This window comes from Caballeronia arvi (assembly GCF_001544695.2).
GTDB classification, from domain to species: Bacteria; Pseudomonadota; Gammaproteobacteria; order Burkholderiales; family Burkholderiaceae; genus Caballeronia; species Caballeronia arvi.
The window spans coordinates 1-23,803 of record NZ_FCOM02000021.1 but is presented as its reverse complement, the minus strand read 5'-3'; the positions used below and the strand labels follow the sequence as shown (position 1 = coordinate 23,803).

The window sequence follows — 23,803 nt, the reverse complement described above, 5'->3', positions numbered from 1 at the left end:
CAAAGAACGCGAAACGAACCCGTCAAAATTTGTTGAGATTGTCCTTTCTCTGTCAGCGGCTGGTTTCGCGTTCCTGCTACGTTCGTATGCTTGCTAACTCACTTAAACCAAGGCGATGCGTCGATGGAGAAATCTGCCATTACAACGGGATAATGTTCACGTTGGGCGATGCAGGGGGCGTCTAAACCTCATCGCTCACTATGAGAGCGGAAAGCTCGCTCGGCAGTGCCTTGAGCATATGATCAATACGTTGCTTAAGCATAGCCGTGACTGTGCTTATAGCTATCGCGTCGGGATGGCTCAATGGACGCACTGTTTCCGAGGTCCATTCCATTGAATAATTGATAAGCGCCCGGTGGAGAACGTGATAGTCACTCACGAATTGGATATCGAAGTAAAGCGCGTTGCTTTGGATTGCTGGAACGAATGCGTCGAGCCTAGTCCTCAACTCTTCGATACGTTCCATTCGTTGAAAATTTCTGGCCATCCCCGCCACCAACCATGACGGAAAACTGCTCAGTTGTGCATTGATTTCGTGCAGTGCGGTAAGGCGTGCATCAAGCAGTCTTTCAGCAACGGACTTGCGAATTTCCGCCTTAACCCGATCAACGCTTTGTCTGCGATTCAACTCATCCTTGTAGTGCTCCATGTCGCGAGCGAGTTCATGCTTATATCGATCAGCCTTTTTATCGAGGCTAAGCGATACGCGGCGTGTCATCCATGCCGTGAATACGTCTTTAAACAAGGCCCCGAGCGCGCCGAGTGCGGCAACGGTGAAAACACCACCACCCAATGCGGCCCACAAATACTTTATCCAATCCATCGTGTTCCTTGCTGACATACGGGGAGAAAATTATGCCTCAACGCGATCATGCAGACCTAAGAATCATCGACACGAACCCGAACATGCGCGTGGTGAGAATCACGCACCTTGAACACGACAATCGCCGATTGCGTGAAGTCATGCGGCTCATCGTGAAGGTCGCCGAGGGAAGCACTACAGCGAACAGCCTGCCGAACATCGCACGCATCGCACGCGCGGCACTCATCGAAGGGATCCCTCATAACCCGGTACTGCTCGATCCGAGCCGCCTACATGGAGCCGAAAAAGGAAACAGACAATCACTGTCCGCTGCCTCGATGGCATGACGGTCCTGCAACGTGCGATCGCACAGGCGAACGAGAATGAGCGGCTTGTCAGTGCGATCGAGGAGCAAGGTTCATTGCAACCGTGGCAGCAGGATCGCATCGTAGAGCCTGACCCCGGCGCGTTCGGCTTGTGGCTGCTCTACCGGCACGGCAAGGGCATCGACCTTGGTGCCGTGTCGTGTGCTCAAGCAATGATGTCGTTCAACCTGCAAGTTGTGCACGCATCGCCATGAGCGATTGATTCAACAGACGCATATCATTTGCCTTAAAACAATCATATGCGTCTATCAGCAAGCTTGACAAAACTTGACGGGCCAATCCCTCGTATCTGTTTGCACGATCAGTTAGTTTGTTTCCTCTAATGACTACATCAACGGACAAACAAATGACAGCATCTGGCAAAAGGACCTATCTGATTGCCTCGATCGGCTCACGTACCGAACGCGGCGGGTTCGTGTCCACAGCTTCGGGCGCAGGCAAGATACTTGGATTGCGCGTCGCCTTGGTCGGAGACATCGTCAGCTACTCGGATGGCAGCGAGGCCGTCATCACGGACGGCGCAGGGTATGCGCTGACAAATGGGGTCGTGCCTTACGCGCTGGTCGGTAGCAGCCTGAGCAACGGTGATCGCATCGCCAAGTCGCTTCTGGAGGAACACGGTATCCACGTCGAAGAAGGGGAAGTCATTGAAGGCCTGTTCGATCCATCTTATGTCGTGCCGCCTCAGCCGCCGCGCTTCAGACTCGCGATGCGTGGTTCGACGACGGCGCGCGGCGGCGCCCTTCGTGAAACGTCGGGTTGGTGGGACACAGAGGACTTGGGGCACGCCGGCGAAATCGGCAACGTCATTTATTACCCGGATGGTTCGACCGCCCGAATCATCACCGGCCTCGCACTCAAGATCGGTTCAACGTTCAAGCCGATGGCCTATGTTGGCAGCCTCCTCGACAACGGGGATGTCATCACGGACAGCCCTGAGCGCATAGGTATCGCGTGCTCGGGGACGTTTGAAATTGTGGCAGAAGAGACGACTGCCTGACCGAAGGAACACGATCGGATGTTCAAGCGCGCATTGTTAGCCGAGGGTGACCGCGCAGGCAGCGCCGTCATTACGCAAGGGCTCAAAAACGTCACATGCTCAAATCCGCCGCCGCGCGTTCATATCGCCACGCTTGGCATGAGCACCTACTGTTCGGCATGTAAGCAAACCGGCTACATCGCGCCGCGCGGGCGGCGGCACCCCGGAACCGGGCCTAACGGGAGGCAGTGGGCGCTTAGCGGAGACGTGAATATCTGCGGGTGCAGTCCGCCTCCGGTGTTCTATGCCGAGCGCCGTATGTGGCAGAGCTTCACGTCTGATGCCGGCACACATGTCGAACGGCGTAGTGGCCCGAGCAGGTCGTCGGCGGGCAAGGACCTGTCCTATGACGAGCTAATCGTTCTGCGCGACGAGGGAGGAAACCCCGTCGCGGGGCTTCGCTACAAGCTCACTGTGGACGATGGGCGAGTCTTCGAAGGCGTCACGGATTCGCAGGGTGCGACGCAACGTGTGTATGCGGATAGCCGGATAGGTATTGTTGTCGAGCTTATGGTGTAGTGCGATGGGACAGTTCTTTTCAGCAGTGGAAGGTGATCGACTCACCGGGAGCACGGACAGTTACGTAATGGCCGGGAGCAGCACCAACCTTATCAAAGACGACAAGGGACGCCTTCGTCGCATGTCGATGATTGGCGATAACGCCTATTGCGGGGTATGCAAAACGGTTGGACGCATCATCTGCGGAGCGCCTTGTGACCTCGGCGCTCGCTTGTACGAGGGCGGTCAGTTTCAGGCGGTCGGCGGCGACCGTGTGGTATGCAACTGCGACACCAAACCGGCGATCATCGCCGCCTATGGGACGGATTGGATCGTCTTCGATACACCCAACTCGCCGCGAACCTCATCGGTCGCACAAAATCTTGCGTCAGCCTCAGCGCCATCGCCCGCGCAAAGCTACGACGAACTGATTGTCTTGCAGGATGAGAGAGGCAACCCGATTGCGGGTCTGCGATACCGCATCACGACTGAGGCGGGCGACATCTACGAAGGCGTCTCGAACGCCAAGGGTGAAACCACGCGCGTCTCTTCGAACAAACCGATTTACATGGACATTGAACTGGTAGTCTAAAGATGGCTGATTCCTACGTTGATTACATTAAAAACCGTCGCACGACTACGAACCCTAACCCAGATAGTAGACATCACGTAACCGTCGATATTCGCTATATCCGATTGCCTGAGGACACCCACGGTTGGGTGGATGTGCGTCTGGAATCTACAGGTAAGAGAAAAAGCCTTTGCGAATACACAAAGGTCGCACTGGTTAAAGATGAAGGTGACCGGACATACTTCCAAGTACTGGACGGGGGTATCGCAAAGGGTGAGGTTGTATCGATGAACAGCAAGGCAGCGAAAGAATACCTGCAAAAAACACCCAGCACGCAATCGACCGAAACTCTTAGAGTACGGTATGGCCGCATGAGCGAGGAGAACTCGCCTATTAAGGGGCGTCGTCTTCAGCAGTGGGCCGCACTGACGGTTGGTGATCAGGACATCACTGTAACGCTTAACAGCGCCTGGGATAGCACCTTCACCCCCATCCCACAGGGCACTTATCGAATCATGGCGCCTGACTACTCTCACGCCAAAACATCTACTGAAGGCTATCGCAACACATATCCCGGAAAGATAAAGGCGAATGATGTTTGGTTTCCTATAGAGTTACAGAGCGGAGCGGGTAACTCGTCGCGATACGTTCATATCGGGCACTTGTCGGATGGCTGCGTGACGGTTTATGACATCCATCGGTGGAACACGGTCTATAACTTCCTGATTTCGCATCGGCTCCCTAATACCGATGGAAAGTATGTAGCTCTATTAGAGGTGACTAAGTGAAACGACTGGCAATTCTCAGCCTGTCTTGTCTGTTGTCGATAGCCTCAGCGGACAGCGCAGCAGACGTTCGGACAATGCCTAGTGCTGCATCGGCCGTTACCGCAGAGCCGCCGCTTGCATGCGGCGATTACCTTAAAGAGATTGGTCATGCGCGTCCCGATGTGACGTTCATCGGCTGCAAGTCTGTCGTTTCGGACGAACCTAAAGTGCCGGGCTTCGAGGCGACTTACCGTGTCCAAGGGAAGGACATCGAGAAGGTCGATGCGTGGCTGGCCACTTGGGCAGAGTGGGAGAACCTTCGGTTCTCGTGCTGCCAGTGGGACGCGCCACGGGGCTACTACAAAGACAAGCGCGGATCGCACTTCGAGGTCAACATGTTCGCGGAAGCATACATCGACGGTCATATGGTGAATCAGAAGAAAGACTTCGCGAAGATACCCTATGCAACTTTGACCGTCTCGCATTATCTTGATATACCCTGACGCAGTGACCGACAGCAAGCCGAAGCAACAGTTGATCGTGACTTTAGAAGGTTACTAAGCGCCATGATCGAAACTCGTCCTGATTGTGAAAAACTCCGTCGCCGTCGAGGTGGAATGGAGTTCAGGTGACTGATGGGTGATAGGGGGAAAACTCAAAAAATCGTGGAGGCGTCACGGCGCTAGTGATGCATCCATCGCGCTGAACAGCGCGGGCCGACAAGCGTAGCGACACCGTTCATGACGATTCCTCGCTCTGTCGCGGAAAAGAAGGATAGGCCGCCCCATGCAGACAACGCGCCGGCGGCCCATCTCCATTCACCCACTCACAACACCTCCCCCAACTCCGGCACGACCTCGAACAAGTCCCCGACGAGCCCATAATCCGCGACCCCGAAAATCGGCGCATCGGCATCCTTGTTGATCGCGACGATCACCTTCGAATCCTTCATCCCCGCGAGATGCTGAATGGCGCCCGAGATGCCCACTGCGACATACAACTCCGGCGCGACGATCTTGCCCGTTTGCCCGACTTGCAAATCGTTCGCCGCATAGCCCGAATCGACCGCCGCGCGTGATGCGCCGACTGCCGCGCCCAGTTTCTCCGCGAGCGGATCGAGCAATGCGAAATTCTCCGCGCTGCCGAGCCCGCGTCCGCCCGACACGACGACGCGCGCCGCAGTCAACTCCGGCCGATCGCTCTTCGCAATCTCGCGGCGCACGAAGCTCGACAGCCCCGTATCGGCAGCCGCTTGAACATCGGTGATCGACGCATTGCCGCCCGTCGATGGCGCCGCATCGAACGCCGTCGTGCGGATGGTCGCGACTATCACCGCATCGCCCGATTGCACCGTGGCGATCGCGTTGCCCGCGTAGATCGGGCGTTGAAACGTGTCGGCGGAATCGATCGCGATCACGTCCGAAATCTGCGATGCATTCAGCTTCGCCGCCACGCGCGGCGCAATGTTCTTGCCCGCGGCCGTCGCCGGGAAAAAGACGTGCGTGTAATCCTTCGCCAGCGCGACGACCTGCGCCGCGACGTTTTCAGCGAGCCCATCGGCGAGATGCGGCGCATCGGCGAGCAGGACTTGCTCGACGCCCGCGATCTGCGCGGCGGCTTCTGCGACGGCACGCGCACCGCTTCCCGCGATGAGCACATGCACGCCGTTCGCAAGCTGGCTGGCCGCCGCGATCGTATGCAGCGTCGCGTTTTTCAACCATGCATTGTCGTGTTCGGCAATGATGAGTGTCGTCATTCAGATCACCTTCGCTTCGGTTTTGAGTTTCTCGACCAGCGCCGCGACATTCGGCACCATGACGCCCGCCTTGCGCACCGGCGGCTCGACGACCTTAAGCGTCTTCAGGCGCGGCGCGGGATCGACGTTCAGATCGGCGGGCCTGACCGTCTCGATCGGCTTCTTCTTCGCCTTCATGATGTTCGGCAGCGTCACGTAGCGCGGCTCGTTCAGGCGCAGATCGGTCGTGACGATCGCGGGCAGCTTCAGCGTTATCACTTCGAGACCGCCATCGACTTCGCGCATGACGGTCGCTTTGTCATCGCCGATTTCGATGTGGCTCGCGAAGGTCGCCTGCGGCCAGTCGAGCAGGGCGGCGAGCATCTGGCCGGTCTGGCCGGCATCGTCGTCGATGGCCTGCTTGCCGAGAATCACGAGTTGCGGTTGCTCTTTATCGATGACCGCCTTCAGCAGCTTGGCCACGGCGAGCGGTTGAAGCTCGGCATCGGTTTCGACGAGCACGCCGCGATCCGCGCCGATCGCAAGCGCCGTGCGCAGCGTTTCCTGGCTCTGCGCGAGCCCGCACGATACCGCGATCACTTCGCTCGCCGTGCCGGCTTCCTTGAGGCGCACGGCGGCTTCGGTGGCGATTTCGTCGAACGGGTTCATCGACATCTTCACGTTGCCGATATCCACGCCGCTCTGGTCCGACTTCACGCGCACCTTGACGTTGTAGTCAACGACGCGTTTCACTGCGGTCATTATCTTCATCTGTCGATTCCTGAAGTTTCGTTGAGTCCGTCACGCGCGTTCGATCGTGACGAGAAAAGGCGTGCCGCGTGTGCCCTCGAGGCGCATCGGCTTGATCACGTTTTCGATGACGGCGACGTCGCCTGTGCCGATCGCGATGTCATTGCAAAGGCAGGCGCCGTCGAGCGCCACGACGATCGCCGCGCATCCCGGTCCGACCGTCACCGGATGCACGATCGCCTGCACGCGCGCCCGACAGACGCCGACGCACGTCATCACGTTCAGCACGGTCACGCGTGCGCCGATGAGCGTCGCGCTCCAGTTCGCATCGCCGTCGTATTCGACGGCTTCGAAGGGCCGGAGCATGACGACATCGTCACCATCCCGAAGCACGACGCCGTCGCCACGTAGCACGAGCGAGATTCGCGCGATGCCGTCGAAACGCGAATACGGCCCGTCGCGCTCGACTTCGGCGATGCTCACGCGCCAGTCATCGCCGTTCGACGCAATGGCGCGCGTGATGCCGCCGCCGTTGCGCCAGCGCTCCGGCGCAATCGATTCGATACGCCGCACGTTCATGTCACGAAACTGCGCCCAGCCCATACTTGCCGGTCAACAATTCGCCCGTCGCGAAGCGTTCGATGGAATACGGCTTGAGCGACACGTCCGTCGACAGGCCGAGCGCTTCCTGCGCGAGCACGCGGCCGACCGTCGGCGAAAGCTTGAAACCGTGGCCCGAGAAGCCGTAGCCGACGACGAGTCCTTCGATGCCCGGCAAGCGCCCGAGCACGGGGTTCCAGTCGGGCGTGACGTCGTACACGCCGGTCCACGACGACGCGATGCCCGCTGTTTCGTACTCCGGAAAACGTTCCGCGACCTGTGCACCGACTTCGACGACATAGTCCATCGGGATATCGCCCTGTTCGGTTTCGGCCGTGCTCAGCTTCTCGCCGACGACGCCTTCGCTCACCAGCATCTGATTGCCGCCGTAGCTGCGGTAATACAGCATGCCGGGCGACGCGAGATCCTTGAAGACGGGCATCGAGAACGTGTATTTCGCGGCATCGCATTCGAGCGCGAGGACCGCGTGACGCTCCGGCATGATCGGCAGCTCGCGGCCGGTCCAGCCGGCGAGTTCCGGCGTCCAGATGTTTTGCGTGCTGATGACCGTCGAGGTCTTGAAGTCGCCGATGCTCGTCGATACGCCGACGACCTTGCCGTTCTCGATCAGCACCTTGTTCACCGATGCATTCTCTTTGATCGTCACGCCGCCGCGACGCGCCGCGCGCGCGAAGCTGGTCGCGACGAGATAGGCATCGGCGAAACCGGCTTCGGGCTCGTAGCCGATGAGCGCGGCATCGTCGAAGTGCGCGATCGGAAGCAGTTCCTTCGCCTGCTGGCGGTTCAGGAATTCGAGCGGAATGCCTTGCTCTTTCTGCTGATTCAGCGAGGCGCGCAGCGGCTCGATCTTGTCGCCTTCGTTCGCGACGATCATGTAGCCGCACTTCACGAGACCGCAGGACGCTTCGTCATCGCCGAGATAGGCGGCGAAATCATTGAAGACGTCCCAGGATTTGCGCGCGAGTTGCACGTTCTCCTTCACGGAGTAGTGCGTGCGCAAGATGCCCGACGACTGCGACGTCGTACCGGCTCCGATCGTTCCGCGGTCGAGCACGAGCACGTTCTTTGCGCCGAGCTTTGCGAGCTGGAACGCCACCGAACTGCCGATGACTCCCGCACCAATCACAACAACGTCATATGAATTCACGGTCTGCTTCCTTCGATTCCTTCGTTTGGCAACGCATGAGCGAAGTGTGAGTCGACAAAAGCGCGGGGCCGGAAATATAAGCAGAATCGATTTTTAGCAAAAGCACAGGGTTCACTATCGCGGCGCACCGCCCGTGCGAACGGGCTTTGCGGCGAGATCGACGCCGCAAAGCGCAAGCGCGCGTTGAAGTCAGCATAAGAAGCGGTTATGTCGCGGGGGAGATGCGCGCACGGCCGTTACGATGCGCGCATCAAGGTTCCGAACACTCACTACGCGATATGAATACCGAGTCTCTCGTCGAGCAATACGGTCCGCGCGACTGCATGGAATACGACGTCGTCATCGTCGGCGGCGGTCCGGCAGGGCTTTCCGCCGCAATCCGCCTGAAGCAACTCGCACAAGAGCGCGGCGAAGACGTCTCCGTCTGCGTGCTCGAAAAAGGCTCCGAAGTCGGCGCGCACACGATGTCCGGCGCCGTCATGGACCCGCGCGCGCTCGACGAGTTGATGCCCGACTGGAAAGCCCAGGGCGCACCGCTCGATGTCGAAGTGAGCGAAGACCGCTTCCTGTTTCTGACGAAGGACCGCGCGCGGCAAGTGCCGAACCGGCTGCTGCCCGATGGCTTCAAAAATCACGGCAACTATGTGGTGAGGCTCGGCAACGTCGCGCGCTGGATGGCGCAGAAAGCCGAAGAGTTGGGCGTCGAAATCTTCGCGGGTTTTGCGGCGGCGGAAGTGCTGGTTGGCGAGCGCGGCGAAGTGCGCGGCGTCGCGACGGGCAATATGGGCATCGGAAAAGACGGCGTACCGACCGCGAATTTTCAGCTCGGCATGGCACTTCACGCGAAGTACACGCTGTTCGCGGAAGGCGCGCGCGGTCATCTCGGGCGTCAGTTGATGGAGCGCTTCAATCTGCGCGATGGCGTCGATCCGCAGGTGTACGGGCTCGGCGTCAAGGAGGTGTGGGAGATCGATCCGAAGCTGCATCAGCCGGGCCTCGTCATTCACACAGCAGGCTGGCCCCTCGACAACGATACCTACGGCGGCTCGTTTCTCTATCACCTCGATGACAATCAGGTCGTCGTCGGCTTCGTGGTCGGGCTCGGCTATCGGAATCCGTATCTGTCGCCGTTCGAGGAATTCCAGCGCTACAAGACGCATCCGGCGATCCGCAAGTTTCTCGAAGGCGGCAAGCGCGTGTCGTACGGCGCGCGCGCCATCGCGGCGGGCGGGCTCATGTCCTTGCCGAAGTTCGTGTTTCCCGGCGGCGCGATGATCGGCTGCGAGGCGGGTTTCCTGAATGCGTCGCGCATCAAGGGCAGTCATGCGGCGATCGCGACCGGCAAAATGGCAGCCGAAGCCGCATACGATGCCATCCGCGAAGGCCGTCGGCATGATGTGCTCGTCGGGTACGCGGACGCATTCGGTCGCTCGTGGCTCAGGGAAGAACTGCATCGCGCGCGCAATTTCAAGCAGTGGATGAGCAAGGGCCTCGTCACCGGATCGTTGATGGTCGGCGTCGAGCAGAAGCTGTTCGGCGGACGCGTGCCGTGGACGCTGCATCACAAGCATGCGGATCATGAAACGTTGAAGCCGGCGTCATTGTGCAGGCCGATCGCGTATCCGAAGCCGGACGGCAAGCTCACGTTCGACCGTCTTTCGTCGGTGTTTCTGTCGAACACGAATCACGAAGAGAATCAGCCCGCGCATCTCACCTTGAAGGATGCGAGCGTTCCCATCGACGTCAATCTGAAGCAATACGCGGGACCGGAAGCGCGCTTTTGTCCCGCTGGCGTCTATGAGTTCCGTGAGAATGGGCTCGTCATCAACGCGCAGAACTGCGTGCATTGCAAGACGTGCGATATCAAGGACCCAACGCAGAACATCGTATGGGTCGCGCCGGAAGGCGGCGGCGGTCCGAACTATCCGGGCATGTGAATGTGACGCTCGAACATGGATCAGGACGATGCATCGGCCATCGTTTCCTGCTCCATGAAGAAGATGGAACGCGGATCGATGGACAGCGCCTCGCCGATATCGACCGCTACCTGCCGCTCGAACGTGTTGCGGAACAGGTCGTACAGATTCGATGGCAGACTGCCCAGCTCGTTCTCGCGATACGCGAGATAGAACGACCGATGCAGCCCGGTCAACGGACGCCCGTAACGCGAAAACGAACTCAACGGAACGACGCGCACGCCCGGCAGATAATGCCTCGATTGCCACAGGCACAGCGGCGTCGTGAGCGCGAAACCGAGGCCGGCCGCGACGAGGCTGAGCAGCGGATCGGTGGCGTCGAATTCGCAAGTGCGTTCGATGTTCTCGGCGTTGGCGTGCAGATAGGCATCGACTTGCTGGCCGTTGAGGGAACGCGCGCTGTAGCGCACGAATTGCAGATGCTTGCTCAGGTCCGCGAGCGATGCGTATTCGTCGATCTCGAAGGCTTTCGGCAAGACCACGAAGTACGGCTCGGAGAACAACCGGAGACGGCGAATCTCGGGCACGCGCGAATAGCCGTTCATCGTCACGGCGACATCGAGTTGCCGCGCTTCGAGTTGCGAATCGAGATTCGGCGTGATGCCTGACCACAGCCGGATCTGATGCGCCGAACTGGCGAGCGCGCGCGTGAGAATCGGGCCGATCATCGCGGCAAAGGAATCGATGCAGCCAAGCCGCACGACCGTACGTTTCGCGCGCGTGACGTTGCGCACGCTTTCGATCATCTGATCGCCGCTGCGCAGCAGTTCCTTCGCGTGTTCGAACAGACGCCGGCCCGCTGCCGTCGGACGCGCCGGGCGCGAGGCGCGGTCGAGCAGCACGGTATCGAGCAGGGTTTCGAGCGCCTTGATCCGCTGCGACACGCCGCCTTGCGAGATGCCGAGGCGATTCGCCGCATCGGACATCGAGCCCGCATCCACCACGCATACCCAACTGACCAGCAGGTCCCAGTCCGGATAGTGCCCTGTCGAGAGTGTCTCCATGCCTTGCCGAGTCCTTTTTTACGGGTTCAATGCGCGTGGATCCTCAGCGTATCAAACTTCAAAATTCCTGCGGCCGCGCATGAGGGTCGAAAAGCACGGCCGCGTACACATCAGGCGCGTCCTTCGATGCGATCGAGCACGCGCGTCAGCGCTTCCTGATACTGCTCGTAATTGCCGCGCTTCGTCAGTTCGTGATGCACCTGTTCGTTGATGCCGCCGGGCGTCATGCAATGGTCGATGAGTTCGGTGAACGGTGCGCCGCTGTTGGTGCCGTGCGCAAGCCCCTGGCTATAACCCGCGAGAAACGCGCGGGCCTTGTCATACGCGAGCCCTTGCTGAACGAGCCATTGCGCCTGACTTTCGAGCACGGCGTAGAAGCTCGCCATCGTGGCGGTCGCGGCGGAGATGCAGTCGAACTGATGCTCGTTCTCGACTTCCACCGCGACGCCGATCTGCGAGAACAGCTCGCTCGCGATCTTGTCCTGCGGATAGAGCGTCGTGGCGCCGAGCGCGTCGGCGGTGGCGGGCAGGGGAATCGCGCGCACGATGTTGTCGACTTCCGGCATGGCGCGGCGCAGCTCGTCCATGTTCATGCCCGCAACGAAGCTGATGACGCGATGCGACGGCTGAAACTTCAGCTCGGCGATCACCTCATGCGCGATCTGCGGAATGATCGCGAGACACACGACATCCGACTGGTCGAGCACCGCCTGATTGCTTTCGCACACGCTGATGCGCTTGTCCTTCGCGGCAAGCTGCGCGGCTTTCTTCGCGCTGCGGTTCGACAGCGCGATATGCTCGAACTGCGCGCCGACCTTCAGCAAGCCGGTAACGATCGCTTCGGTGATGACGCCAGTTCCTACGAAACCTAGTCGCATGGTGACTCTCTGTGTGATTGAATCAGTTGGGCACGACACGACGCGGATTCATCGTGTCGAGCGGATCGAAGAGGCGCTTGATCGACTGCATCAGTTCGATCTCGACGGCATCCTTGTATTTCGCCATTTCCGGTACGTGCAGTGCGCCGATGCCGTGTTCCGCGCTGAACGTGCCGCCCATCGCGGCGGCGATGTCGTAGAGCACATGGCTCAGTTCGAGCTGTGTCTTCTGCTTGTCGTCGACCGCGGCCCAGTAGTCGTGGCTGAACATCGCGATGTAGTGCAGATTGCCGTCGCCCATATGTCCGACGACGACCGGTGTCGCGTCTGGATAATGTTGCTTCAGCGCTTCGCTCGCCTGTCCGATGAAATCGGGGATGCGGTAGGTCGGCACCGCGATGTCGTGCGTCAGGCCCATGCCTTCCCTGACGTTCGATTCAGTTACGCTGTGCCGGATCTTCCACAAATCGGCGCGTTGCTGCTCGTTCGCCGCGACGACGGCATCGCGGACCACGCCTTCCTCGAAGGCATCGCGCAGATAATCGGTGAGGCGCTCCGTCAACGCTTCGCTCGTTCCCGACGATGCCGCGAGCTCGACCAGCACGATCCACTCGGGCGTCGCTTCGAACGGATTGCGCGTCTTCGCGGCATGCTTCAGCGATATCTCGAACTCGCTGCGCGAGATCAGTTCGAGGCCGACGAGTTCGCCGGGAAACTGTCCCTGAAGCGACAGACCCTGACTCACCGCGTCCTTCACGTCGTCGAAGGCGAGCATGGCCGTCGCGCGAGCGGAGGGCTTTGGATACAGCTTCAGGCTCGCCGCCGTGACGATGCCGAGCGTGCCTTCCGCGCCGATGAACAGGTTCTTCAGATCGTAGCCGCTGTTGTTCTTGCGAAGCGTGCGCAGGCCGTTCCAGATGCGTCCGTCCGCGAGCACGACTTCGAGGCCGAGCACGAGATCGCGGGCATTGCCGAAACGCACGACGTTCGTGCCGCCCGCGTTCGTCGAGAGATTTCCGCCGATCTGACACGAGCCTTCCGCACCGAGCGACAGCGGAAAGAGCCGGTCTGCATCGAGCGCCGCGGATTGAATGTCCGCGAGAATGCAGCCCGCTTCGACGGTGATCGAATTGTTCGGCGCATTCACTTCGCGGATGCGGTTCAGCTTCGCGAGATTCACGAGCACGCTGTTGCCGTCGTGGTCCGGCACCGAGCCGCCGCATACGCTCGTATTGCCGCCCTGCGGAAAGACCTTCACGCGATGTTCGTTGCAGTACGCGAGCAACGCGGAAACCTGCTCCGTGCTGCGCGGAAACACGACGCACGCCGCCGTGCCCGAATGACGCTTGCGCCAGTCGATCATGTGCGGCGCGACATCGTGCGGATCGGTCAGCACGCTCGCCTCGCCCGCGATGGCGCGCATCGCGCTGATGATGTCTTCTTTCATGATGGTTCGATTCTTCTTATGTTGGTTAGCTCAGTGCCCATTCTTTGAAGCGAAGCGTGAGCTCGTCGAAGTGATCGGCCCACCAGGCGTCGTTGATGACGAGGTTCGTCTTGCTCGCAGGGTCCGACAGCCACTTCTGCACGGCGGGGTTCATCATCGGCTTGGCGCTCTTGCTGGCGGGCGTGTTGCCGAGATGGTTCATCAACGCGGCCTGACGGTCGGGCCGCATTGCGAACTGCACGAATTTCATCGCGTTCGCCTTGTTCGGCGCATTCTTCAGCACGACCAGATATTCGAGTCCCGTCAGCGTCTGCTTGAACGAGAAGTCGATCGGCTGCTTCGCTTCCTGCGCGGCCTTCACGCGCGTCGCATACGTGTAGCTGTAATCGACCTGTCCCGTCTGCACGAGCGTGACGGTTTGCGGCGTCTGCTCGACCCAGTTCGAGATATACGGCTTGATGCGATCGAGCGATTTGAACGCGCGATTCACATCGAGCGGATAGACCTTCTCGGGCGGCACGCCATCGGCGAGCAGGGCGATTTCGAGCGTTTCGAACGCGCGATTGCGCAGCGTGCGCTGGCCGGGAAACTTCTTGAAATCGAAGTAATCGACGAAGGTCTGCGGATGCTTGCCATCGGGATACTTGTTCGAATCCCAGCAGATCCCGCCCGTGAACGCATAGAACGGCACCATCTCCTTTCCGACGGGCGCGACCAGATCGCTCGCATTGAACAGCGACGGATCGAGCGGCTCCCAGTAGCCGTTTTTAGAACCGGTCGTGGCCATCGAGCCGGGCGCATCGAACACATCCCATTGCACGTTGTTGGTCATGACCTGCGCCTTGACCTTGGCGAGATCGGGCGTATCGACGAGTGTGACGTGCACGCCGAACTCTTTCTCGAAGGGTTTGGCGAGCGCTTCCTCGACGCCCTGATGATAGTTGCCGCCCCAGGTTACGACCGTCAGATTGCCCGCGGCCAGCGCCTTGCGCGACGTGATGAGCATGGGCGCGGAAATCGCCGCGCTCGCTAGCGTGGCGCCCGTGGCCTGTAAAAACTGCCGCCGGTTCAGTCCGTGTGCTTTTTCCGATGACATGGCGATCTCCTTTAATTGGGCGCGTACTCGGCTTCACGCGCGATGAGCGGCGGCACTACACGCGCGAGGCGTTCGCGCAGCGGGCCGGATGCGTCCTGCAATGGCGCGAGCACGGGACCGAAGTCGATTCCCGTGAGACCGAGTGCGGCCTTCAGCGGCGCGGGATTCGGCTCGGCAAAGAGTGCGTCGATGAGCGGGCGGAACGTGGCGTGCAACGCGACGGCTTCCTTCAGTTGACCGGCCATCGCGAGATCGAGCACGCGCTTCCATTGGCGCGGAATCAGGTTCGAACTGGAGATGATGCCGCCCACTGCGCCCATCGCGACATGCAGCGGCAGCACGTCTTCCTCGCCGCTCAAAATCGCCAGCTTGTCCTTCGCGAGTTCGGCGACGCGCATCTGCTGCGCGAGGTCCGGGTTGCATGCCTTGATGCCGACGACGCGCGTCATGTCGGCGAGCTTGTCGACGGTTTCGAAATGCAACGACACGCCCGTGCGATACGGAATCTCGTACAGGATGATGTCGGCATCGACGGAATCGGAAATACGCTTGTAGTAATCGAGGATGCCTTGCTGCGTCGGGCGATAGTAATAGGGCGTCACCACCATGATCGCCTTCGCGCCGGCTTCGACGTAAGCCTTGCCGTTTTCGATCGCATTGTTGATGCCGGCCTCGATGATGCCGGGAATCACCGGACAACGGCCGCCTGCCGCTTCGAACGATGCCTCGACCACTTTCAGGCGCTCGGAGAACGTGAGCGAAATGTATTCGCCCGTGCCGCCGACCGGCACGATGGCATCGGCATCCGCTTCGATCAGATTGCCGATCTGCTTCGTGAGAGCGGGTGCGTTGAACTTGCCATAGCGGTCCAGCGGCGTGGCAAGCGATGTCAGGATGCCCGCGTACTTGTGAATCGTGCTCATGGTTCCTCGATGGGTTCGGTTCGGAGTTGGACCGCGTTGGCGTCCGCCTTCCTGAACATTAGAGAAACAAAAATCGCGGGCGCTTTAGCATCACGCGCGCTAAAGAAGTCCATTAGCGGGTCTTTATCTGACGCCCGGAAATACGGGTTTTCCATAGGCCTGGCAAGCGCTCGCGCAGGCTGCGCGCGATATGACGGCGCCGCCTTCGTGCCCCGATCCTTTAGCGGCGCTTATCCAAAAAGTTAGCGGGAAAGCGAGTTTGACAAGCGGGATTTTTGACTTGCCTACGCTGCGCTCCAGGTCGGGTCATCAGCACTCGAACATCGTGGAGCGCCGCATCGCGGCCAAATCGTCACTTCTCGCACAGGTTCGTTCATATGAAAACCAGAATGGTCGTTGTTGCAGCACTTGCGAGTATCTCGGGGCTCGCGCATGCGCAAAGCTCGGTCACGTTGTACGGTCTCATCGATATCGGCGTGCTCTACGCCAACAACACCGGCGGACACAGCGTCTGGCAGATGTCCAGCGGCAACATCAACGGCAGTCGGTGGGGCCTGCGCGGAACCGAGGATCTGGGTGGCGGCCTGGGCGCGCTCTTCGTGATCGAAAGCGGCTACAGCCTCAATACCGGTCGACTGGGGCAGGGCGGCGATCTCTTCGGACGACAGGCGTATGTCGGTTTCACGTCGCAGAGCGTGGGATCGTTCACGCTCGGGCGCCACTATGATTCGCTCACGGACTACCCTGGACCGTTCGAAGCGGCCAACCAGTGGTCGCCATACTTCGGCGCACATCCGGGCGATCTCGACAACGTCAACGGCACGAATCGCATCAACAATTCCATCAAGTTCAAGAGCATCTCCTTCGGCGGCCTGACGTTCGGCGGCCTGTATAGCCTGGGCGGCGTCGCGGGTCAGACGGGCAGGAATCAGATCTGGTCGGCGGGCGCTGCGTACAACCGCGGACCGTTTGCGTTCGGGGTCGGCTATCTCAACGTCAGGAATCCGAATTTCTCGCTGTACGGCAACAACGCATCGTCGAGCACAACCGCGATCAACGTGACGAATCGCATCTTCTCGGGCTATGCGTCGGCGAATACGCAGGAGGTCATCGCCGCGGGCGGTTCCTACACGTTCGGCGGGGCGACCGTCGGGGCGATGTACACCAACACGGCGTTCAGGAACGTCGGTTCGCAGGCAGGCGTGGCGACGCCGGCTGCGAACGTGGGCGGCACGGCGCGATTCCATAACGCCGAACTCAACTTCAAGTATCAGTTCACGCCGTCGTGGCTCGTCGGCGCGGCGTATGACTATACGAAGGGCTACGGCATCAACGACGTGAAGTACCAGCAGGGTGTGCTCGGCACCGTCTATCTGCTCTCGAAGCGCACGGACGTCTATGCGGATGTGATCTATCAGCACGCTTCGGGCACCGATTCCACCGGCGCGAGCGCGGTCGCGAATCTCAACGGCCTGACGCCATCGACGACGCCGAACCAGGTTCTCGGCATCGTCGGGATGCGGCATCGCTTCTGATTCTTCCAGCACCTGATCAGCGTGGCTGAAGTTGAGCAATAGCGACGTACTGACTACGCGCGCGCCTGCTTTTGGCCGCGACATGATCGTTCACATATCGAAGGACAGGAGAGTGCAATGCGAAGTATGAAGCGGATCGGAATGAGCCTGCTCGCAGGCTTGATGATGTGCGGCGTGGCGCATGCGGACAGCGCGCCGGGCCAGTTGCGCATCGGAACATCGCTCACGCAGATGCCGTGGGGCTTCTTCGATCAGGCGCGCAAACCCACGGGCGTCGACGTCACGCTGTGCGGCGCGCTGGCGAAGCAGATGGGCTCGTCGCCCGAGTTCGTGAATCTCGACTTCAAGGGATTGATTCCCGCTTTGCAGGCGGATCGCTTCGACATCGTGTGCGCGGCGATGTATGTCACGCCCGAACGTCAGGGCGTGATCGACATGGTTCCGTATATCGAGGCATCGCAGACGGTGATCGTCAAGAATGCATCGGCGGTCAAAGGACTGGACGGCCTGTGCGGACATTCCGCCAGCGTGCTGCAAGGCTCGGGCTCGATGAAAGTGCTTCAGGCGCAAAGCCAGCAATGCGAGTCGGCGAAGAAGCCGCCGATCACGATACAGGCCTTCGACACGCAGCCGATCGCGTTGCGCGCGCTCGAAAACGACAGCGTGGACGGGTTCATCGCGACGGACTCGCTGATCTCCTACTTCATGCAGCACAACAACGGCTACCGAAAGATTGCGACCGGCATCAGCCCGATGATGCTCGGCATCGGCGTGCCGAAGAATCGTGAGGACCTCGCGCTGAAAGTGCGCAATGGCCTGAAGGAAATGAAATCGAACGGCACGTACGACGCGATCCTCAAACAGTGGGGCATCGAGAGCGCCGCCATCAAGAGCTTTTGACAAGGAGAGGTTGATGAAGCAGGAACTGAAAGGCATTCTGAGCGCCATTCTCACGCCGTTTTCCAGCGACAGGAATTCGATCGACGAAAGCGCCTACAAGCGGCTCATCGAGTTCCAGATCGACGCCGGCATTCATGGTGTCGTGCTGAGCGGATCGACGGGCGAACATCCTTCGTTGACGGTCGCGGAGCGCAGACGTCTCTTCGAAATCGGCAGCGAAGTGGGCAAGGGCAGAACGGATGTCATCGCGCATGTCGGGTCGAGCAATGTGCGCGACACGCTCGATCTCACGCGTCATGCGAAGGAGCTCGGCGTCGATCAGATGCTCGTCGTCACGCCTTATTTCGACCGGCTCAAGTTCACCGACGTGCAGCGCTTCCTCGAAAAGGTCGTGACGATCGCGGGCGGTCCGATCATCTATTACGACACGCCGGGCATCACCGGAATCGACATCACCGAAGCGCAGATGGTGGCGCTGCGTCGCGAAGGCCTCGTCTCGCATATCAAGGACAGTCCGCAGAACTTCACGCGCACGATGCGCATGCTGAGCAATCCGGACGCGCCGACCGTGCTCGCCGGTTCCGATCCCGCGTTGCTCGCGGTGCTCGCGCATGGTGCGCCGGGCACGATCATCGGGGCGTCGACGTTCATTCCGGAGCTGTGCGTGCAGCTCTACGACGCGGTATCGATCGATGGCGACATGGTCGCTTCGCTGCAGGTCTGGGACAAGCTCTGGCCGATCATCGACTTCATGCTGCTCAATGGCTATGTGGCGCTCGCCAAGGCCGGCGCCGCGCTGCGCGGACTGCCGCTCGGCGACCCGCGTGAACCGATTGCGGCCTCCCCCGAAGCGTTGCGCGTCGAGCTGAAGAAGCTGCTCGATCGCGCGGACGTCACGGCTATTCCGCGATAAGGACAGGAGAACGGCGATGCATGTATGGGACTGGTCGGTATTCTTTCGGGACCTGGTGGAACCTTCGATTCTCACGGGCTTGTGGACGACGGTCTGGTTCACCATCGTCACGCTGCTGCTGGCGATCGTGCTCGGCACGTTGATCGCGCTCATCGGCGGAATCGACAGCCGCGTGACGCGAGCCTTCTATCAGGGCTATGTCGCGTTCTTTCGCGCGACACCGCTTCTCGTGCAACTGGTCTTTCTCTACAGCGCCGTTCCTCAACTGGGCATCCGGTTTTCGGTGATGGAAGCGGCCATCATCGGGCTGATGCTCTCCGAGAGTCCCTATGTGGCGGAGATCGTGCGGTCGTCACTATCGGCGGTGCCGATCGCGCAATGGGAAGCGGCGCGCGCCGTCGGCATGCGGCCCGCGACCATCATGCGCGCGATCGTTTTTCCGCAGGCGTTTCGCATCGCCATTCCGCCGCTCGGCAATGAGTTCGTGCGGCAGCTGAAGAACACGTCGCTCGTCTCCGTGATCTCGATGACCGAACTCTTCCGCGCCACCGACAGCCTCACGCAATCCGACTTCCGCGTGCTCGAAGCGCTGACCGTAGCGACGATCTACTATCTCGCTGTCACGGCTATCTGGACGCTGCTGCAGAACGGCTTCGAACGACGCAATTCCCGGTGGTTCGCCGAGGCGCGCGGCCGTTCGAGTTCAGTCAAGACCAAACTGGCGGAGCAGCAATGATGCGAAATCACCAGGACAAAGCTCCCTTCCTGCGCGTGCGCGGGCTCGTGAAGCACTATGGCGCTTACGAGGCCTTGAAGTCGGTGTCGCTCGACGTATCGAAAGGCAGCGCCGTCGCACTGATCGGACCGAGCGGGTCGGGCAAGAGCACCTTGCTTCGTTGTGTGAATGCGCTGGAGGAGGTCTCGTCCGGCAGCATCGAAGTCGGCGATTTCGAAGTCGGCGATTTCGAAGTCGGCTACAGGAGCGACGGCGGGCGTCGGCGTCGCCTGGGAGCGAACGCCCTTGCAAAACAGCGCGAGCACGTCGGCATGGTGTTCCAGAGCTTCAACCTGTTCCCGCACATGACAGCACTGGACAACGTGACGTCCGGTCTGCGGCTCGTGCGCGGAGAAAGCGCCGAGCGGGCGCGCAAGACGGGCATGGATCTGCTCGAACGCGTTGGCTTGGGCAGCAAGGCAGGCAGCTTTCCGCGGCAGCTTTCCGGCGGTCAGCAGCAGCGCGTGGCGATTGCAAGAGCCATGGCGATGGACCCGCAGATCATGTTGTTCGATGAGCCGACTTCCGCGCTGGACCCCGAGACCGTGCAGGAAGTGCTGAACGTGATCCGCGACGTGCGCGAATCCGGCATGACGATGCTCATTGCCACGCACGAGATGGCCTTCGCGCGGCAGGTGTCCGACAAGACCGTCTTCATGGAAGCGGGGCAGATCGTCGAGGAAGGCGATTCGAGCGAGGTTCTGTTCACTCCCCGGACCGACCGCTGCAAGCGCTTTCTGGCGGGACTCGGGAACGAGATGGCGTAGTGCGTGCTATGGGAAGACAGGGCGGAGTGTGCAAGAAACGCGTATCGTGTGTCGTATCTCACACCTGCCTCTGCTCAATGACCCATCATCGACTTGTACGGGCGCGCGCAATCACGGTCGCCGCCACCGCCTTCATGCTGACCCTGACCGGATGCGCGTCCTCTTCGTTGGATGCGCGGAATTCATCGCCTGATTCGCAGTCGCAAGCTGCGAGCGCCGCGTCGCTTGATGCGGCGATCGGCGGATCGCAACGCAGCGACAAGGCGCGTGCCCGCGACGTCTATCGCCATCCGAAAGAAACGCTCGAGTTCTTCGGCCTCGTCCCGACGCAGGCGGTGCTGGAGATCGCGCCGGGAGGAGGATGGTACACGGACATTCTCGCGCCCTGGCTGCGCGATGCAGGTCAGCTTTACGAAGCGCAATATCTCAGCACGTCCGCCGATCTCGCCGCCGAGGACAATGCGACGGATACAGCCTATCGGCGCAAGCTCGCGAATGCTCCGGCGCTGTATGGCAAGGTCGTCGTCGGCACATTGCACGCAGGCCAGTTCAGCGGCTTCGACGCGCATGAGCGATTCGACCGCGTGCTGACGTTTCGGAACATCCATAACTGGATCAAGGACGGGCAGCTCGATGCGAACCTGCGCGCGTTCTACGGCGCGTTGAAGCATGGCGGTGAACTCGGCGTCGAAGAGCATCGCGCGCGGCCGGGAACGACCGTGCAGCAGATGATCGATTCCGGATACGTGACTGAAGCGTTCGTCATCGAGCACGCGCAGGCGGCTGGTTTCGTGCTGGTTGCGCGCAGTGAGATCAATGCGAACGCGAAGGATACGACAGACCATCCGCACGGCGTGTGGTCGCTGCCGCCGACGTATCAGGGCGGCGACGTCGACCGTTCACGCTATGCCGCGATCGGAGAATCGGATCGGATGACGCTCAGGTTCGTCAAGCCGTAGCGGGTGTATGCGGATGCCCGCGCTGAACTTGCGCGCGTTCGTGGAGTTTTTTAGCGAGCATCTCTTTCCCGCGTGACGTCGCTGTTTGTGCCTATCGTGCAAAATAGCCGCATTTACGGGGGATGGCTCGTGGGCGTCAACTTCGATCTCAACGATTTGCAGGCGTTTCGAGCGGTGGTGGAACTGGGGAGTTTCCGCAAAGCCGCCGAGGCGGTCAGCATTTCACAACCCGCCTTGAGCCGCCGCATCGAAAAGCTCGAAGAGGCCCTTGGCGTACGGCTTTTCGAGCGAACGACCCGAAGCGTCACGCTCACGACGGTGGGACGCGTTTTCGCTCCGAGCGCCGAACAACTGCTCGATGACCTCGACGTCGCGCTGCTCGGCATACGCGACGTTTCGACGAGTCGTCTGGGCCATGTGACGATCGCATGCGTGCCATCGGTTGCGTATTATTTCCTGCCGAACGTCGTGGCGACCTATCACAGCCGCTATCCGCGAATCCGGGTCAAGTTGCTCGACTCGGGTGCGAATGAAGTGCTCGGCGCGGTGATCAGCGGCGAAGCCGATTTCGGCGTCAGTTTCATGGGCAGCCAGGAATCCGAGGTCGAATTCAAGGTTCTCCTTCAGGAGCGGTTCGTCGCGGCCTGCCGACGCGATCATCCGCTTGCCCGGAAAAAGCGCGTGTCCTGGAGCGAGCTCTATGAGCATGATTACGTCTCCGTGGACAAGACGTCGGGAAACCGGCTGCTGCTCGATCAGGCGCTGACCGCCGTGTCTCCGAAGCAACCGAGCGTGTGCGAGACCCGTCATGTCACGACCATGCTCGGCCTCATCGAAGCGGGGCTGGGTGTTGCCGCCGTGCCCTCGATGGCCATGCCCGCGCACGATCATCCAATCCTCACGAGCGTGCCGCTCGTCGATCCGGTCGTGACCCGACGCGTTGGAATCGTCAGACGCCGCGGGCGTCCGCTCACGCCGGCGGCGCGGCAGTTCTACCAGACGATCCTCGATACGAAGCGCACCGGCATTGCTAGCGCCAAGGCAGCGAAGGCATCGAAATGAAGTGGGCGATGTCGGCCAGGCTGCTTTATGTGCAAGTCTTGCTCGGAATGGCGCTTGGAATGACAGTCGGCCACTTCTGGCCGCAAGCCGGCGCATCGTTCAAACTACTCAGCGATGCGTTCGTTGCCTTGGTCCGCATGATGATCGCCCCGATCGTGTTTTGCACGATCGTCGGCGGCATCACCTCGCTTACGAGCGGCTCGAAGATAGGACGGACCATTCTGAAGGCGCTGGCATTGTTCTACTTTCTCACCATCGCTGCGCTCGTCCTGGGGCTCGCCGCCGCGTTCGTGCTCCGCCCGGGCGCGGGACTGCACATCGACGTGCGGCACCTGGATACCACGTTTCTCGCGCAATACGCGACGCGCGCGCAGCCTCGTGGACTCGTCGAATTCGTGCTGCACACGATTCCTGAAACGCTCGTCGGCGCCTTCGAGAAAGGAGAGGTGCTGCCGGTGCTGCTGCTCGCACTGCTGTTCGGCTTTGCATTGAACGCCAGTCGAAGTGCCGGGCGCCCGGTACAGGAATTGATCACCGGCGTCGCGAACGTGCTGTTCCGCATCCTCGCGATGATCATGCGGCTCGCGCCTCTCGGCGCATTCGGCGCGATGGCCTTCACGGTCGGACGGTTCGGCATCCACTCGATCGGCTCGCTGGGCATGCTGATAGTGACGTTCTATGCGGCGTGCGTGGCGTTCGTCGTACTGGTGCTCGGTCCGCTCGCGCGGCTGCACGGCTTCTCGCTCTGGTGGCTGTTGCGCTATATCCGCGAGGAGCTCGTCATCGTGCTTGCGACGTCGTCGACGGAACCGGTGCTGCCACGCCTGATCGTCAAGCTCGAAGCGCTCGGCTGCGACAAAGGACTCGTCGGACTCGTGCTGCCCGCCGGCTATTCGTTCAACCTCGACGGCACCGCGATCTATCTCACGCTCGCATCGATGTTCATCGCACAGGCCTGCGACGTGCCCTTGTCCGCAGCTCAGATCGCGACCATGCTCGCGGTCATGCTGCTCACATCGAAGGGCGCGGCGGGCGTATCGGGCAGCGGACTGGTCGCGCTCGTCGCGACGCTGTCCGTCATTCCCGACCTGCCGCTTTCAGGCGTCGCGCTCCTGGTCGGCATCGATCGATTCATGTCCGAGGCGCGCGCTTTGACCAGCGTGATCAGCAATGCGTGCGCGGTGATTTTCGTGTCGATGTGGGAGCGTTCATGCGACAGGGCGCGTCTGTCGAGCGCATTGCGCGCCGGGCC

General features: G+C 60.7%; 26 protein-coding genes. 16 read left to right on the top strand and 10 right to left on the bottom strand.

Annotated elements, in window-relative coordinates:
- Window positions 1-181 precede the first annotated feature (181 nt).
- Window positions 182-823, bottom strand: a complete 642-nt coding sequence (locus AWB74_RS22380) for a hypothetical protein (RefSeq protein ID WP_143749299.1) — start codon at window positions 821-823, stop codon at window positions 182-184.
- 32 nt (window positions 824-855) lie between these two features.
- On the opposite strand from AWB74_RS22380, the gene AWB74_RS22375 reads away from it, so the two are divergent.
- The 7 genes from AWB74_RS22375 (at window position 856) to AWB74_RS22345 (ending at window position 4,566) form a co-directional block, all read left to right on the top strand.
- Window positions 856-1,149, top strand: coding sequence for a hypothetical protein (locus AWB74_RS22375; RefSeq protein ID WP_061148915.1), 294 nt, complete (start codon window positions 856-858; stop codon window positions 1,147-1,149).
- Complete coding sequence (locus tag AWB74_RS22370) at window positions 1,146-1,382, top strand: hypothetical protein (RefSeq protein ID WP_061148914.1); 237 nt, start codon at window positions 1,146-1,148, stop codon at window positions 1,380-1,382. Before AWB74_RS22375 ends, AWB74_RS22370 begins: the two co-directional genes overlap by 4 nt.
- A gap of 152 nt (window positions 1,383-1,534) precedes the next feature.
- On the top strand, window positions 1,535-2,188 hold the full coding sequence (locus AWB74_RS22365) for a PAAR domain-containing protein (RefSeq protein ID WP_061148913.1): 654 nt from the start codon (window positions 1,535-1,537) through the stop codon (window positions 2,186-2,188).
- 18 nt (window positions 2,189-2,206) lie between these two features.
- Entirely contained in the window at window positions 2,207-2,746 is a 540-nt protein-coding gene (locus AWB74_RS22360) for a PAAR domain-containing protein (RefSeq protein ID WP_061148912.1), read from the top strand.
- Between the two features lie 4 nt (window positions 2,747-2,750).
- Window positions 2,751-3,317 (top strand): PAAR domain-containing protein, encoded by a 567-nt coding sequence (locus tag AWB74_RS22355; protein ID WP_061148911.1) that lies wholly within the window; start codon window positions 2,751-2,753, stop codon window positions 3,315-3,317.
- Between the two features lie 2 nt (window positions 3,318-3,319).
- Window positions 3,320-4,084, top strand: a complete 765-nt coding sequence (locus tag AWB74_RS22350; protein ID WP_061148910.1) for a hypothetical protein — start codon at window positions 3,320-3,322, stop codon at window positions 4,082-4,084.
- Entirely contained in the window at window positions 4,081-4,566 is a 486-nt protein-coding gene (locus AWB74_RS22345; RefSeq protein ID WP_143749298.1) for a DUF4952 domain-containing protein, read from the top strand. Before AWB74_RS22350 ends, AWB74_RS22345 begins: the two co-directional genes overlap by 4 nt.
- A gap of 323 nt (window positions 4,567-4,889) precedes the next feature.
- Here AWB74_RS22345 and AWB74_RS22340 read toward each other — a convergent pair whose 3' ends face one another.
- The 4 genes from AWB74_RS22340 to AWB74_RS22325 are packed head-to-tail and all read right to left on the bottom strand — an operon-like array spanning window position 4,890 to window position 8,316.
- Window positions 4,890-5,819 (bottom strand): electron transfer flavoprotein subunit alpha/FixB family protein, encoded by a 930-nt coding sequence (locus AWB74_RS22340; protein ID WP_061148908.1) that lies wholly within the window; start codon window positions 5,817-5,819, stop codon window positions 4,890-4,892.
- Entirely contained in the window at window positions 5,820-6,569 is a 750-nt protein-coding gene (locus AWB74_RS22335) for an electron transfer flavoprotein subunit beta/FixA family protein (RefSeq protein ID WP_061148907.1), read from the bottom strand.
- A gap of 30 nt (window positions 6,570-6,599) precedes the next feature.
- Window positions 6,600-7,127, bottom strand: a complete 528-nt coding sequence (locus AWB74_RS22330) for a HutD/Ves family protein (protein ID WP_087039153.1) — start codon at window positions 7,125-7,127, stop codon at window positions 6,600-6,602.
- 1 nt (window position 7,128) lies between these two features.
- Complete coding sequence (locus tag AWB74_RS22325) at window positions 7,129-8,316, bottom strand: NAD(P)/FAD-dependent oxidoreductase (RefSeq protein ID WP_061148905.1); 1,188 nt, start codon at window positions 8,314-8,316, stop codon at window positions 7,129-7,131.
- Window positions 8,317-8,594: 278 nt separating this feature from the next.
- On the opposite strand from AWB74_RS22325, the gene AWB74_RS22320 reads away from it, so the two are divergent.
- Window positions 8,595-10,253 (top strand): electron transfer flavoprotein-ubiquinone oxidoreductase, encoded by a 1,659-nt coding sequence (locus tag AWB74_RS22320; RefSeq protein ID WP_061148904.1) that lies wholly within the window; start codon window positions 8,595-8,597, stop codon window positions 10,251-10,253.
- A 20-nt stretch (window positions 10,254-10,273) separates the two neighbouring features.
- On the opposite strand, the gene AWB74_RS22315 is transcribed toward AWB74_RS22320, so the two are convergent.
- From AWB74_RS22315 to dapA, 5 genes are all read right to left on the bottom strand, one after another.
- Complete coding sequence (locus AWB74_RS22315) at window positions 10,274-11,296, bottom strand: LysR family transcriptional regulator (protein WP_061148903.1); 1,023 nt, start codon at window positions 11,294-11,296, stop codon at window positions 10,274-10,276.
- A gap of 110 nt (window positions 11,297-11,406) precedes the next feature.
- Complete coding sequence (locus AWB74_RS22310) at window positions 11,407-12,174, bottom strand: pyrroline-5-carboxylate reductase (protein WP_061148902.1); 768 nt, start codon at window positions 12,172-12,174, stop codon at window positions 11,407-11,409.
- Window positions 12,175-12,196: 22 nt separating this feature from the next.
- A complete protein-coding gene (locus AWB74_RS22305) occupies window positions 12,197-13,621 on the bottom strand; it encodes an FAD-binding oxidoreductase (RefSeq protein WP_200822014.1) in 1,425 nt (474 codons plus the stop codon).
- A gap of 25 nt (window positions 13,622-13,646) precedes the next feature.
- Complete coding sequence (locus tag AWB74_RS22300; RefSeq protein ID WP_061148900.1) at window positions 13,647-14,717, bottom strand: ABC transporter substrate-binding protein; 1,071 nt, start codon at window positions 14,715-14,717, stop codon at window positions 13,647-13,649.
- Window positions 14,718-14,728: 11 nt separating this feature from the next.
- Window positions 14,729-15,640 (bottom strand): 4-hydroxy-tetrahydrodipicolinate synthase, encoded by a 912-nt coding sequence (gene dapA / locus AWB74_RS22295; RefSeq protein ID WP_061148899.1) that lies wholly within the window; start codon window positions 15,638-15,640, stop codon window positions 14,729-14,731.
- 377 nt (window positions 15,641-16,017) lie between these two features.
- On the opposite strand from dapA, the gene AWB74_RS22290 reads away from it, so the two are divergent.
- From AWB74_RS22290 to dctA, 8 genes are all read left to right on the top strand, one after another.
- Window positions 16,018-17,175: a porin gene (locus AWB74_RS22290; protein WP_061148898.1), complete on the top strand. Its 1,158-nt coding sequence runs from the start codon at window positions 16,018-16,020 to the stop codon at window positions 17,173-17,175.
- A gap of 117 nt (window positions 17,176-17,292) precedes the next feature.
- Window positions 17,293-18,075, top strand: coding sequence for an ABC transporter substrate-binding protein (locus AWB74_RS22285; RefSeq protein ID WP_087039144.1), 783 nt, complete (start codon window positions 17,293-17,295; stop codon window positions 18,073-18,075).
- A 13-nt stretch (window positions 18,076-18,088) separates the two neighbouring features.
- Window positions 18,089-18,988: a dihydrodipicolinate synthase family protein gene (locus tag AWB74_RS22280; protein ID WP_061148896.1), complete on the top strand. Its 900-nt coding sequence runs from the start codon at window positions 18,089-18,091 to the stop codon at window positions 18,986-18,988.
- Window positions 18,989-19,004: 16 nt separating this feature from the next.
- Window positions 19,005-19,724, top strand: a complete 720-nt coding sequence (locus AWB74_RS22275) for an amino acid ABC transporter permease (protein WP_061148895.1) — start codon at window positions 19,005-19,007, stop codon at window positions 19,722-19,724.
- Entirely contained in the window at window positions 19,721-20,530 is an 810-nt protein-coding gene (locus AWB74_RS22270; RefSeq protein ID WP_087039143.1) for an amino acid ABC transporter ATP-binding protein, read from the top strand. Before AWB74_RS22275 ends, AWB74_RS22270 begins: the two co-directional genes overlap by 4 nt.
- 134 nt (window positions 20,531-20,664) lie before the next feature.
- Window positions 20,665-21,489, top strand: a complete 825-nt coding sequence (locus AWB74_RS22265) for a class I SAM-dependent methyltransferase (RefSeq protein ID WP_235024652.1) — start codon at window positions 20,665-20,667, stop codon at window positions 21,487-21,489.
- 129 nt (window positions 21,490-21,618) lie between these two features.
- Complete coding sequence (locus tag AWB74_RS22260; RefSeq protein WP_061148967.1) at window positions 21,619-22,551, top strand: LysR family transcriptional regulator; 933 nt, start codon at window positions 21,619-21,621, stop codon at window positions 22,549-22,551.
- Window positions 22,548-23,803: C4-dicarboxylate transporter DctA (gene dctA, locus AWB74_RS22255; protein WP_061148893.1), on the top strand; the 1,256-nt coding region annotated here is incomplete at its 3' end. The genes AWB74_RS22260 and dctA, both read left to right, overlap by 4 nt.

Excerpts from the sequence above, each read along its gene's own strand:
- AWB74_RS22380 (WP_143749299.1), bottom strand. The coding sequence starts at position 823 with ATGGATTGGATAAAGTATTTGTGGGCCGCATTGGGTGGTGGTGTTTTC.
- AWB74_RS22375 (WP_061148915.1), top strand. The coding sequence starts at position 856 with ATGCCTCAACGCGATCATGCAGACCTAAGAATCATCGACACGAACCCG.
- AWB74_RS22370 (WP_061148914.1), top strand. The coding sequence starts at position 1,146 with ATGACGGTCCTGCAACGTGCGATCGCACAGGCGAACGAGAATGAGCGG.
- AWB74_RS22365 (WP_061148913.1), top strand. The coding sequence starts at position 1,535 with ATGACAGCATCTGGCAAAAGGACCTATCTGATTGCCTCGATCGGCTCA.
- AWB74_RS22360 (WP_061148912.1), top strand. The coding sequence starts at position 2,207 with ATGTTCAAGCGCGCATTGTTAGCCGAGGGTGACCGCGCAGGCAGCGCC.
- AWB74_RS22355 (WP_061148911.1), top strand. The coding sequence starts at position 2,751 with ATGGGACAGTTCTTTTCAGCAGTGGAAGGTGATCGACTCACCGGGAGC.
- AWB74_RS22350 (WP_061148910.1), top strand. The coding sequence starts at position 3,320 with ATGGCTGATTCCTACGTTGATTACATTAAAAACCGTCGCACGACTACG.
- AWB74_RS22340 (WP_061148908.1), bottom strand. The coding sequence starts at position 5,819 with ATGACGACACTCATCATTGCCGAACACGACAATGCATGGTTGAAAAAC.
- AWB74_RS22335 (WP_061148907.1), bottom strand. The coding sequence starts at position 6,569 with ATGAAGATAATGACCGCAGTGAAACGCGTCGTTGACTACAACGTCAAG.
- AWB74_RS22330 (WP_087039153.1), bottom strand. The coding sequence starts at position 7,127 with ATGAACGTGCGGCGTATCGAATCGATTGCGCCGGAGCGCTGGCGCAAC.
- AWB74_RS22320 (WP_061148904.1), top strand. The coding sequence starts at position 8,595 with ATGAATACCGAGTCTCTCGTCGAGCAATACGGTCCGCGCGACTGCATG.
- AWB74_RS22315 (WP_061148903.1), bottom strand. The coding sequence starts at position 11,296 with ATGGAGACACTCTCGACAGGGCACTATCCGGACTGGGACCTGCTGGTC.
- AWB74_RS22310 (WP_061148902.1), bottom strand. The coding sequence starts at position 12,174 with ATGCGACTAGGTTTCGTAGGAACTGGCGTCATCACCGAAGCGATCGTT.
- AWB74_RS22305 (WP_200822014.1), bottom strand. The coding sequence starts at position 13,621 with ATGAAAGAAGACATCATCAGCGCGATGCGCGCCATCGCGGGCGAGGCG.
- AWB74_RS22300 (WP_061148900.1), bottom strand. The coding sequence starts at position 14,717 with ATGTCATCGGAAAAAGCACACGGACTGAACCGGCGGCAGTTTTTACAG.
- dapA (WP_061148899.1), bottom strand. The coding sequence starts at position 15,640 with ATGAGCACGATTCACAAGTACGCGGGCATCCTGACATCGCTTGCCACG.
- AWB74_RS22290 (WP_061148898.1), top strand. The coding sequence starts at position 16,018 with ATGAAAACCAGAATGGTCGTTGTTGCAGCACTTGCGAGTATCTCGGGG.
- AWB74_RS22285 (WP_087039144.1), top strand. The coding sequence starts at position 17,293 with ATGCGAAGTATGAAGCGGATCGGAATGAGCCTGCTCGCAGGCTTGATG.
- AWB74_RS22280 (WP_061148896.1), top strand. The coding sequence starts at position 18,089 with ATGAAGCAGGAACTGAAAGGCATTCTGAGCGCCATTCTCACGCCGTTT.
- AWB74_RS22275 (WP_061148895.1), top strand. The coding sequence starts at position 19,005 with ATGCATGTATGGGACTGGTCGGTATTCTTTCGGGACCTGGTGGAACCT.
- AWB74_RS22270 (WP_087039143.1), top strand. The coding sequence starts at position 19,721 with ATGATGCGAAATCACCAGGACAAAGCTCCCTTCCTGCGCGTGCGCGGG.
- AWB74_RS22265 (WP_235024652.1), top strand. The coding sequence starts at position 20,665 with ATGCTGACCCTGACCGGATGCGCGTCCTCTTCGTTGGATGCGCGGAAT.